Source organism: Bombilactobacillus sp. ESL1097, assembly GCF_058107205.1.
On the sequence record NZ_JBYLUB010000001.1, the window covers coordinates 834,550 to 846,302 of the forward strand.

11 protein-coding genes and 1 pseudogene are annotated in these 11,753 nt (G+C 39.0%); 5 read left to right on the forward strand and 7 right to left on the reverse strand.

The features are described 5' to 3' along the window. Position 1: 1 nt before the first annotated feature. Together AC3B6D_RS04145 and AC3B6D_RS04150 are read left to right on the forward strand one after the other, a co-directional pair. Positions 2-991 (forward strand): hypothetical protein, encoded by a 990-nt coding sequence (locus AC3B6D_RS04145; RefSeq protein ID WP_489774984.1) that lies wholly within the window; start codon positions 2-4, stop codon positions 989-991. Then, the gene (locus AC3B6D_RS04150) at positions 981-2,348 is read left to right on the forward strand and encodes an RsmB/NOP family class I SAM-dependent RNA methyltransferase (protein ID WP_489774985.1); all 1,368 of its coding nucleotides are present in this window, start codon (positions 981-983) and stop codon (positions 2,346-2,348) included. The genes AC3B6D_RS04145 and AC3B6D_RS04150 overlap by 11 nt, the downstream gene beginning before the upstream one ends. A 378-nt stretch (positions 2,349-2,726) precedes the next feature. Here the strand turns inward: AC3B6D_RS04150 and AC3B6D_RS04155 are convergent, their stop codons facing one another. After that, a complete protein-coding gene (locus AC3B6D_RS04155) occupies positions 2,727-3,758 on the reverse strand; it encodes a zinc-binding alcohol dehydrogenase family protein (RefSeq protein WP_489774986.1) in 1,032 nt (343 codons plus the stop codon). 214 nt (positions 3,759-3,972) lie between these two features. On the opposite strand from AC3B6D_RS04155, the gene AC3B6D_RS04160 reads away from it, so the two are divergent. Continuing rightward, positions 3,973-4,323: a winged helix-turn-helix transcriptional regulator gene (locus AC3B6D_RS04160; RefSeq protein WP_489757646.1), complete on the forward strand. Its 351-nt coding sequence runs from the start codon at positions 3,973-3,975 to the stop codon at positions 4,321-4,323. 316 nt (positions 4,324-4,639) lie between these two features. On the opposite strand, the gene fni is transcribed toward AC3B6D_RS04160, so the two are convergent. The 4 genes from fni to mvk all read right to left on the reverse strand — a co-directional run bounded on the left by fni (position 4,640) and on the right by mvk (position 8,744). Then, on the reverse strand, positions 4,640-5,686 hold the full coding sequence (fni, locus tag AC3B6D_RS04165) for a type 2 isopentenyl-diphosphate Delta-isomerase (RefSeq protein WP_489774987.1): 1,047 nt from the start codon (positions 5,684-5,686) through the stop codon (positions 4,640-4,642). Between the two features lie 14 nt (positions 5,687-5,700). Then, complete coding sequence (locus AC3B6D_RS04170) at positions 5,701-6,774, reverse strand: phosphomevalonate kinase (RefSeq protein WP_489775000.1); 1,074 nt, start codon at positions 6,772-6,774, stop codon at positions 5,701-5,703. A gap of 73 nt (positions 6,775-6,847) precedes the next feature. Further along, positions 6,848-7,807, reverse strand: a complete 960-nt coding sequence (gene mvaD, locus AC3B6D_RS04175) for a diphosphomevalonate decarboxylase (protein WP_489774988.1) — start codon at positions 7,805-7,807, stop codon at positions 6,848-6,850. 10 nt (positions 7,808-7,817) lie between these two features. After that, positions 7,818-8,744, reverse strand: coding sequence for a mevalonate kinase (gene mvk / locus AC3B6D_RS04180; protein ID WP_489774989.1), 927 nt, complete (start codon positions 8,742-8,744; stop codon positions 7,818-7,820). Between the two features lie 140 nt (positions 8,745-8,884). Between mvk and AC3B6D_RS04185 the strand changes: the two genes are divergently transcribed. Continuing rightward, the gene (locus AC3B6D_RS04185; protein WP_489775001.1) at positions 8,885-9,535 is read left to right on the forward strand and encodes a hypothetical protein; all 651 of its coding nucleotides are present in this window, start codon (positions 8,885-8,887) and stop codon (positions 9,533-9,535) included. Beyond that, a pseudogene (locus AC3B6D_RS04190) lies at positions 9,513-10,280 on the forward strand (MupG family TIM beta-alpha barrel fold protein); the annotation flags it as partial. The gene AC3B6D_RS04185 and the pseudogene AC3B6D_RS04190, both read left to right, overlap by 23 nt. Before the next feature lie 118 nt (positions 10,281-10,398). Here AC3B6D_RS04190 and lplA read toward each other — a convergent pair. After that, the gene (lplA, locus tag AC3B6D_RS04195) at positions 10,399-11,412 is read right to left on the reverse strand and encodes a lipoate--protein ligase (RefSeq protein ID WP_489774678.1); all 1,014 of its coding nucleotides are present in this window, start codon (positions 11,410-11,412) and stop codon (positions 10,399-10,401) included. 26 nt (positions 11,413-11,438) lie between these two features. Then, positions 11,439-11,753, reverse strand: a 315-nt coding sequence (locus AC3B6D_RS04200) for a lipoate protein ligase C-terminal domain-containing protein (RefSeq protein ID WP_489774990.1), incomplete at its 5' end; no start/stop codon positions are given.

The following is an 11,753-nucleotide window of genomic DNA, read 5'->3' on the forward strand; positions in this document are numbered from 1 at the left end:
TATGAAAAGAACAATTGTTTTAAATATTTTAATGATATGCTTATTAGTGTTAGCAGGAGTTGTGGTTTCCAAAAATGATTTACGCAATTACCAAACACTGATGGATCGGGGGAATATTCGAGAAAATGCACTAATTTTTCCGTCACGTTCACGCCAATCAATTCCAACGGTTTTACGAAAGTTTGAACGAAACAATGTGAAACATTATCAAATTAATTTTATTCAAAAAAAGAACCCCAACTTAAGTTATGTGTATATGTCACATAATGTCAAAGCTTTACCCATGACCAATGGTCGCTTTTTTTCACCAAGTGATTTTCAATCGCCAATCCCGTTTGTGGTTTTAGGTCGTGATCTTGGTCAAAAGACGTATAAACCTCAGTATCAAGCTTATTATCAATTAAACCATAACTACTATTCTGTGATTGGTTATACTGGCTTGAGCAATACCTCGAAACTCAATCAACATATCTTTATTTCAACTTCGCCCAAACAACATAATCATACTCAGATTCGACATTATCAAATTGTGATTGATGGACAATTATTAAATCATCCGCAAAAACTTAAAAGAGTTCAAACTATCTTGCATGCTAGTTATCCTTATCGTTCAGCAAATCAAATTAATAATATTAAGCAAAGCTGGTGGCTACGTTGGGGGTGGACGTTGCTGATTTTGTCAGGAATTGCGTTGTTAGTTCTATTTTTAAGCTTTTTTGTGCAAATTCCTGCGGTACAGTTATTGAAACGCTCCTTACTCAATGGTGATTTACTTTTAGACTTTCAATTTGGCAATTGGTTGAAATTTGTGATTACCGAAATGGTGACTTTTGGTGTCGCGTTAATCATTATTTTTGCTAAAATTCAAATTGTTAGTTGGAAATACTTTATGCTGTACTTAATCTTTTTATTTATTGCAGTCATTTTATTAGCAGCGTTTCAATTATTAATTAATCATAAGAATAAAAATGAGGCTCTTCATGAAAAATGAGTTACCGGCAACATTTGTCGCAAAGTATCAACAGTTATTGGGCACTCAAGCGGCGCCTTTCTTAGCTAGTTTTCAACGACCCGCAACGCACGGCTTTCGTTTAAATCCTGCTAAAAGTTCAACTGCCTTAGTCAATGAGGACTTAAGTCAACCGGTCTTTGGCGTGGATAATGGTTATTACGGTCAAGTTAGTGGTAAAGCGATTGATCATTTAGCGGGGTGGGTTTATTCGCAAGATCCGAGTGCCATGAATGTGGCCCAATTTGCTCAGCCGCAACCGGGGGAGCGAGTTTTAGATTTATGCGCAGCTCCTGGAGGCAAAAGTACGCAATTAGCAGCTTTTTTACAGGGGAAGGGCTTACTAGTAGCTAACGAGATAAATTCAGCGAGAGCGAGGACTTTATCCTCAAATATTGAACGTTGGGGGATTACTAATGCAATAGTGACCAATAATTCACCAGCGCAATTGGCCAAGGTTTGGCCGCAATATTTCGACTGTATTGTAGTGGATGCACCTTGTTCAGGGGAAGGTTTGTTTCGTAAAGACCCAGAAGCCATGAAGTATTGGTCTTTGGATTATGTCTTGCAATGTGCCAAATTACAACGTCAGATTCTAGATTCAGCCGTGACAATGTTAAAGCCAGGAGGCCGTTTGATTTATTCAACTTGCACATTTGCTCCGGAAGAAGATGAGCAAAACATTGCCTGGTTAGTTGAGCATTATCCGGTGAAAATTATTGATTTACCAACTACCGCGCAGATGGATCATGGCTATCCTGAATGGGGCAATGGTCATGCTGATTTAACCAAGGCTGTACGCTTGTTTCCCCAGCATTATGCAGGTGAGGGGCATTTTATTTGTGCGCTGCACAAAAATGGAACCCAAGCTGCCGATTTATCGGCTCCAGCTGCTGTTTTAAAACATTCGAAAACCAAAAAACGGACTTCCTTAGACTTAACGACTTGGCAACAGTTTGTCCAGCAAACATTGACGCAGTCCTTGGACATTAAACCGCTGGTACAAGGTACTGAATTATATAGTAGTGTGATTGATGGTCAGGCGGTACCAACACTGCACGTTTTACGTAATGGTTTGAAATTGGGCACGTTTAAGAAAAATCGCTTTGAACCCAATCATGCCTTAGTATTGGCGTTAGCACCGGAGCAATTTCAACAAGTCATTGAGTTAACTGCGGAGCAATTCCAGCATTTTGTGCATGGTGAGGCTTTAACTTTGCAACAACGTTATGACTATCAAGGATTTGTGGCAGTTAGTTTTGAACATAAGATTTTTTCATGGGGCAAATTGGTTCAGCAACAATTGAAAAATTTTTATCCGAAGGGTTTAAGACAGTAAGCTTAGTCGGTAAATTCAAAAATTAACCGTGTTTATCGTTTAAAGAATATGTCAATCGCAATTAGTAGCGAAATGATAACCTAAGGTGAAACACAAAAAATGTTCGTATTTGATTGATGATGAAACTTCCAAAGTTTTTTTTATTTTGGGGTTTACATCAATTATGGATACGAACATTTTTTAGTACTGCTCCAAAGCAGAAGTTTGGGTGTAATGGTTACAAAAGCTTGTAAATTTCCAGAGCAATTGATTATCACGTGTTGAAATGATTGCGCCACTTGCTAATTAACAGCGTGATGTCGGAGATTTTTTGAAGTGTTGGCTGATCCTTAATCAATTGCCAGCTACTGCAAGATTTTGCAGATATTTATCAGCTAGTTAAGGTTGCCATCCTGTTAGGACAACTTTGCCCTTCATATGTCCCGTTTCCACATCAGCGTGCGCTTTTTTCATGTTTGCAGCGTTGATGGGGGCGTAATTAATTTTGTTAATTGGTTGCAGTTTGTTTTCTTCATATAATTGCGCGATTGTATTTAAAATTTTGTGTTGGGAAATCATGTCTTTAGTTTGATAATATGATTTGCTGTACATCCATTCCCACGAAAAAGTGATGCGTTTTTTGGTCAGTTTTTGGAGGTCAATTAAACGCTGATTTTCGGTAGTTGCGACTACTTGACCGTCAGGTTTGATGATTTCCGCAATTTCATCCCAATGAGCGTCCAGATTGTTGAGATTTAAAATATAATCTACGTATTGAAAGTTTAACTGACGGATTTGCTTAATTAAATTTTGGTGATGATCGACTACATAATCGGCCCCTAATTGTTTAACCCATTGAATCGCACTGTCTTGAGCTGCGGTTGCGATCACTGTAAGATTAGCTAGTTTGGCCAGTTGGATAGCGATAGATCCCACACCGCCAGCACCATTGATAATTAATATAGTTTGGTGGCTCTTAATGGTAGGGTCAATCTTTAACTTCTCAAATAAAGCTTCGTATGCGGTTAAGCCTACTAAAGGAACTGCGGCGGCGGCTTCGTTTTTTAAATTAGTTGGGGCCCATCCGACAATTCGCTCGTCAACTGCTTGGTATTGGGAATTACTACCAGATCTAGTGAAATCGCCGGCATACCAAACCCGATCACCAGTAGCAAATAAGGAGACTTGAGGACCGGTTTTGATAACTGTTCCGACAGCATCCCAACCAATGATTTGCGGAACTGTTAATTTAGTAGTACTTCCTGATTTGCGAACACCAATATCCACTGGGTTAACAGAAACGCCCTCCACCTTAACTAGTAAGTCATGAGCTCTAATAGTAGGTTCTAGAATGGTTAAGTCTTCGAAACTGTTCGCGTCAGAAATTGGTAGGTGTTGATAAAAACCGACAGCGTGAATTTTTTTAGTCATCTTTATTACCTCTCAGTAATGAAGATACTAATACAATTTCAAAATATTGGAAGAAGTGAATTTAAAAGCATTAGGTGAATTTAAATTCACCTCTAGTATCATTTCACTTAAAATGTATAATATATTTTATTGATTAATGAAAGTGAAAAAATTTAAAGTGGCTGAGTTGAGTGTTTTACAGAGAATTTTTAATTAACAACAGGTGAATTTTAAAATGCGAAAGAATTATAATTGCGACTTAGGATGTCCGGTACAAAATACCTTGCAATTCATATCGGGTAAATGGAAATGTGTGATTTTATATCACTTATTTAAAAATAGTGTCTTGCGCTTTTCTGAATTAGAGAGAAAGCTGCCTTATGTATCTAAAAGAATGTTGATTAAGCAGTTAAATGAACTAGAAAGTGATGGGATCATTGATAAAACAATTTACCCGGTTGTCCCGGTGAAGACTGAATATCGAGTTTCAGAATTTGGACAAACCCTCTCTTTTGTGATTGAAGCTCTGGAAACTTGGGGAACGGACTATTCACGGACAATGGTGAGGCAAGATTCAAGATTATAGATCAGTCAGGAATAATGCTTTGGCAGAACAGGATGAATTACAGTCTAAAATCAATCACAAATCGGATATTTGAGAGAAGTTAGAAGGGCTTGAACCTTAACTGAGGTTTTTATCATAATGTTTTTAGGTTTAACTGCGGACTAGCCTGAAAGCTGCCAACTTAGTTTTTTTTATAGATATAAAAGAAACTGGGGCAAAATTTCGGCTCATAACAAAAACGCAAGACAATCTTGAATTTTTTGATTGTCCTGCGTTTTTTGTTATGAAACTTCCAAAGTTGGTATTTAACTTTGGACTTGGAGGTTAATCTTCTGTATTAAATTTGTTGTAAGAAGTTGACTAATTCGGAACTTAAAACATAGTGCACCTGGGTTAATTCTGTGATGTTCTGACACCCTAACAATAGCATGATTTGTTGTAATTGTTGAATGAATTCTTGTCCAGCATGGATGGTCTGTTCTAAGCCTGAATGCTTTAAACTATGCAAAACGGGGGCTGCTATGCCCACAGCTTTTGCACCCAAAATTAAACATTTGACAGCATCTAAGGGATTACGAACACCACCGGAAGCCCAGAAATTCAAATCTGTTAATTTAGCTTGATTGATCGCTAATAAAGATTCTAAAGTGGTCAGCCCCCAATTTTGTAAGAACTGATAATCAGTCTGATGATTACGTTCATTTTCAATTTGGACAAAATTAGTGCCTCCACGACCACCAATATCAATGTTTTGCACGCCCAATTGCTGCAACTGCTGAATGCCAGACACACTCATGCCACAACCGACCTCTTTAATAATAACAGGCACACTCACTTGTGTGATAAGGTCTTTTAAGTTTTGACTCCAACAAAAATTAGTTTGGCCTTCAGGCATGACCACTTCTTGAGCGGCATTAACGTGAACCTGTAAATAATCAGCTTGAATTAAGTCAATGCACTTTTGGGCATCCTGACAAGTAGTAGCAGCGGAAACGTTAGCCAAAATGACACCTTCGGGATTGGTTTGCCGAACAATTTGGTACGATTGGCGGACAGCGGCATTATCAGGATAGCGTAAATAATTACTCATCGAACCGACAGCCATGGCCAAATTTAATTGGTTCGCGACTTGCGCCAATTGCCGATTTAATTGGGTTACTTGCGGAGCGCCACCCGTCATTGCATTAATATACAATGGTGCTGCTGTCACTTTTTTAGTAGAAGGCCAAGTAAAAGTAGAATCAATTTGTTGGCTGGTTATATCTGGGATGATTGGGGCAACGACCCGGAATTGTTGAAAGTCAGCATTGGCAGACTGATAAAATTTTTCGGATAAAAAAATGTGTTCATTCTTACGTTGTAGATCATAAGGTTGTTTGGGCATAAAGACCTCCCAGATTAATTAAAAGGGGTATAGACATTAAAGTTCAACGGCTGAATACCGTTTTCCTGCCAAGCTTTTAACAGTTGCTTAGTTTGTTGATCGTCTTGAATCATGGCAATACCACAATCACCACCACCGGCGCCCGAACTTTTAGCAGCTGCATGAAATTGTTGTGCTAATTCACAAAGCTTATCTAAGCGAGCTGTTTCAATAATCACACCACTAAAGTCGGCTAATTTTTGTAGAATGCGGCGATTAATTGTTAACTGCTGTAAAATCAGTTGCGCGTTGTTTTCTTTAAAACCTTGAATCATGGTTTTTAAACACTGCTTGGAAGCAGTTAAAAACTTTTGGTAATTTTGCTTTTGGTGTGCCCGAGCGGCGGCAATTTTATCGACTAATACCGGCGTTGAAGCAGGACTACCACTCCAACCGATTAATAATTTGAGATTGGGCGGACAAGTTAATGATTCAATTTTGAGTTGCGGCCATGGCTGTTGAATGACTTGAACTAAGGAGTTGGTTTTTAGTTGCTGGGTGAGCCATTGACGATCCGGTGATTGATAAGCAATCCAACCACCATAGACACTGGCGGCAATGTCGCCGAAAGAACCATTATTTTGAACCATAAAATGAGAAATAGCTGCTAATTTAAAAATTTCTTCTTTAGATAAGTTTAGTTGGTAAAATTGTGCTAAAGCGCTGACTGTTGCTACAGTTACCGCTGCTGAAGAGCCCAAACCGTACTTTTTTCCATCGTCAGCATCTAACTGACTATTCACATTGACATCAAATAATTCTAATGAATGATTTTGTTCCAACGCATATAACTCTGTATATTTGATGGAGGATAAAATGTATTCAAATGGATTATCACGATTATCAATAACTAATTGATTGCCTTCTCTTTGCCAAATGACGGGCATTTCTTCATATTGTTTCGAATTAATTGTACCATGATCGTGCGCACGATTAATGGAGACCGTCACGAATTGATCCAAAGACACCACAATTGCTGGATACCCAGGCTCTACTACGGCATACTCCCCCGCAATATATAATTTACCTGGAGCTTTCACAGTTATCAATTCATCAAACCCTTTCATTGTTTGTACTATCTGTCTGTGTTGTAAAACACCAAAAAAATATTATAGCATAATTTTATTGAATTCCCGGTCCCGGTTTGAGAATTGTCGTAGTGGCTTGCGGAAAATTGGTTTGAATTTGTTGTTGTACCGTTACCACATCATTATTAGAAGTAATGACTTTGACATTCGGACCGGCATCAATGGTGGCATAGGCCAAGCAACCTTGCTGTCTTAATTTTGCCAAAAAATTGATGAGGCTTATGGTATCTGCCGAAAAATAAGAAAAACCAGGACGAGCCGTCCAATTTAAAGCATGCATTGCTAAAGCATTATTTTGCGAGATCAGGCCAATTTGTTCCAAATCTTGGTTGGCAATGGCATTAAGCATAGCATTCAGATCTGTTTGGACAATTTGGGGCCAAGCTTTGTAAAAAGGTGAGGTTTGCACCGCGTGTTGCATGCCTTGAGTTGAGGAAATTTTTTTAGGTTGTTGATTAAAAACCACGCTCACGATGCGAATAGGAATTTGGTTAGGTGGTTGGATAGGTTCAGAAAAAGAACTTTGATCGTCTGTGCCATGATGCCATTGGACAAAGCCCCCGAAGATTGACCGCGTAGCAGAACCCGAGCCCATACGGGCTAAGCGTGAGAGCGCGGTTTTATCTAAATTCATTTGAAATAAGTGATTAAGAGAACCAGCCAAAGCAGCAAAACCCGAAGCTGAGGAGGCTAAGCCAGCAGCAGTGGGCACATGATTATCAGTTTGCACACAAATGGCGCGGTGGGAGTGATTTAAATGTCGAACATAATCTAAGAATTGATGCGTGCGTTGGAAAAATTTGGCCGGCGCAATTTCTTGATTGAGCCAAATTTGATCTTGAGGACCATCAATAAATTCAGTTGTCGTCGTCGTATAATAGCCATCTAAAGTTAACGATAAACTATCAGTATATGGTAAGCGTAATTGCTGGTCTTTTTTGCCCCAATACTTGATGAGGGCGATATTGGTATGAGCTGTGGTAGTTGTGGACATTGATTAATTCCTATCTTTGTTGAAGTGATTGAATCCAAGTTTGGTGAGCACCGGCATTCATGACAGCCTGGCTGATAGTTTGAGCACTAGTTTGATCTGAAGCTAGGGCAATCAAACAACCGCCACGACCACCGCCAGTGATTTTAGTGCCGAGCGCGCCTGCTTGATTAGCAACTTGAATTAATTGATCGAGAAAAGGCAAACTGATTTTTAAGTCATGTAAAATCGTTTGGGCTTGTGTAAAAATGTGGCCGAGTTGCGTGACTTGTTGTTGCTGTAAACAGGTTTGTGCTTGCTTAGTCAATTGTCCTAATGTAGCTAATCTTTGATTGACCAATTGTGGTTGTTGCTGTTTCAACACGCGTAAGTCATGCACCGCTTGGCCCGTGTTCCCGGTAATTCCAGAGTCAATAATAACTAAGTAGGCACAGAGATTCATGGTAAACGGCTGAATTAATTGATCTTTAATAAAATAGATCGGTTGCTTGGAGTTGACGGTGACGGCATCGACACCACTCGGAGTACCATGGATAATTTTCTCAGAAAAATTAGTATAATGAAGTAATGTAGCCTGTTCTAAAGGCGTATGTGTATAATTAAAGAGTGCCTTAGTAATGGCCGCTCCAGTGGCGGCGGAGGAGCCCATTCCACGTTCAATGGGCAACTGACTAGCAATGGTTATTTGCAGGTGCTGGGTAATGGGTAAATCGCGCATTAATAATTTAATTAAGGTCGCAATTCCTTGTAATTCTGGTAAAACATTGGTTAATGAACCGTGATAATATTGAGAAGCAATAGTTGTTTCAGTTGTTGTGGGTTGAACCGTTACCGTGGTGGGAATATCCAAGAGCGGAATAGTGATGGCTGGTTGGCCGTAGACCACCGCGTGTTCACCGATTAAAATTATTTTACCGTGGGCTTGACCACAATTCGTCATAAAATCACCTTTCTCATAGTCTTTTATTTTACACAATTTAGACTTAAAACGCACCTTTTCATCGTTAAAAGTTTATCCAGGAGGTTTTCATGTCATTAAAATTAGTTTTGGGTACGATGCAAAAAGACAAGCACGCTTTAATGTTAAAAGACTTAAAGCAGCAACTAAAACAGTATCCGCAAGATAATTTTATTTGGTTAGTGCCAGATCATGTGAAGTTTGAACGGGAAGTGCAGATTTTAACGCAATTAAAATCCGCTCCCCAACAGATTATTGCAACCAATCGGCTACAAGTTTTTTCTTTTTCTCGCTTGGCGTGGTATTTTTTACGCAACGATCCCATTTATCAAAGTCCACAGTTAACCCAGACAACGAAAGTGATGTTATTAGCTGATATTGTGCAACAACAAGCTGAACAATTACATTTATACGGCGGTGAGGTTAAACACATTGGTTTTATTCAAAATTTACAACAACAACTAGATAATTTAATCAAAAATCATATTACGCCGCAACGCTTACAGATCATGGCACAAGATATCTCACAAACTGGTGATTTGCATTTAAAGCTATTAGATTTAAGTTTAATTTACGAACAATACTGGCAAAAGATCACGACAAATTATAATGATGAGCACCAGTTATTAACATTGTTAACCCAGTTTTTACGGGCTGATCCCCAACAACAGCAGTTACATTATTTTATTAGTGATTTTACACAATTTTCGGCAGAGGAATTATTAGTTTTACAGGCTATTTTGACTCATGCACCCTTACGGCTTAATTATTGAACTGAACCTTAGTAATAATGTTGATTACTTAAATAATATTTTAAGTTTTCAAGCCAATACGCCCTTTATCTATGGCTGTCACAATTTTTATCCGCAAATAGGAACTGGTTTACCCTATGATTATTTTATGGAGTGTAATCAGCGCTTCAAAAAAGCTGGGATTCATACTGCCGCCTTTGTAGCGAGTCATGTGGGCGACCAAGGGCCGTGGAATGTCAACGATGGCTTACCAACTTTAGAAATGGATCGAAAATTACCTATTGCTGTGCAAGCCAAGCACTTATTTGCCTCTCAAATGATTGACGACGTGATTATCGGCAATGCTTACGCTAGTGAAAGTGAGTTGCGAGCCTTAGCCCAAACTGATCGCTATCAATTAGAATTTGACTTGGAGTTAAATGATACTGTTAATCCGGTTGAAGCAGACATCATGTTCAAGCCACAACATTTTCGGCGCGGTGATATTAATCAATTAGTCATTCGTTCCACTATGCCGCGCGTTACCTATCACGCTGTGGCCAATCCACCGCATGATAATGACCAAGTTTTCCAACGTGGCGATGTTTTAATCGGCAATGATAACTTTGGCGTTTATAAAAATGAACTGCAAATTGCTTTAGAGCCTCATCAAGATTCACGTAAAAATAAAGTCGGACAATTAAAACCGGAAGAACTATTCTTGTTGGACTTCATCAAACCGTGGACAAAATTTAAATTAACGCATCGAACTGACTCCAAGAATTAAATTCTAAGCAGAAAAAACAGCTAGCCTTAGTCCAAACTATTGCTAGCTGTTTTTTAATTGTTAGAAACTGGAACCCAAAGAATGCTGCGGGAATTGCAACGACTTTTGTTCTAATCTTTCATGGCTTTAACAAATCAACTAATTGCTGTGCCGTAAAATTGGTAAAATATTGATCCACATCAACCTGATCTAAGGCCTGCGTTAACGCTGATTCCGTATAGTCAATGCCAACTAAATATGCTGGTAATTCACTAACATCTTGTTGGCCAAAGAAATCTCCATAAAACTTAATTTGAGCAATTTTCCCATGGTCAATCAATAACCGCGCATCAATGGTCCCCGCATTAAAATGCTGACGCTTTTGAATGGTAAATTGTGGCGATTGTCCATAAACCCAATCCCAATTGGAATATAATTCTTGGTTTAGTTGGGCAATCCCCGCCTGATCTTGAGCGTTCAAGTGATACTCTTTATCCTTGATGTCTGCTAAGTCTCGTGCTTCAAACAGACTCAACAATAAAGCATCGCGAAACTGTTCAATGGTTAAGTTTTGATATTCAGGTGCCAAATAAGGTTTCAAATTCGTCACGCGACTGCGGACTGACTTAATACCCTTAGACGCAATTTTATCAGGCGCCACCTTGAGTGCTTGGCTCAAAACATCTAAGTCCACATCATAAGTCAACGTCCCGTGCGAGAAAGTTTTGCCATTTTTAGTATACATGGCATTGCCGGAAAACTTTTTACCAGCAATTAATAAATCATTGCGCCCGGAAACTTCTACCCCCGTGGCTCCCATCCGCTGTAAAGCTGCCACAATCGGTTGGGTCATTTTTTGAAAATCGCCAAACCGCTCATCTTGCGCATTAATCACAAAACTAAAAGAGACGTTACCTAAGTCATCATACACGGCGCCACCACCCGAAAGCCGTCGGGTAACCGTAATTTGGTGTGCTTTCACGTAATCTAAGTTTAATTCTTCCAAAGTATTTTGATTGCGTCCCACAATAATACACGGTTTTTGAATATAGAACAAAACCAATGGTTCATCAAAGTCCTTATTGTTCATTAAATATTGTTCGGTTGCCAGATTTTCACGAATATCTTGTGCTGGCATGCAAAAATAATACACGGTCCTGCACTCCTTTGGAAAGATTTTTAAGGTGTCACTAGCTTGATCAAATCATCTGCTTTAATACCGGTAAAATACTGGTCTAAATCAATCGTTTGTAATTTTTGAGCAAGATGATCATAATCATAAGTCACACCTTGAAGTTGTTGTTCTAATTGTTCAACATCTTGTGTACCAAAGAAATCACCGTAAAACTTAGCTTGACTAATCTTGCCTTGCTCAATGACAAACCGTGCATCAATGGTCCCCATCTCAAAGTGTTGGCGATTCTTCACGGTAAACTCGGGTGATTTGCCGTACACCCAATCCCAATTAGCGTAAATGTCTGTTTTTAATTGCGC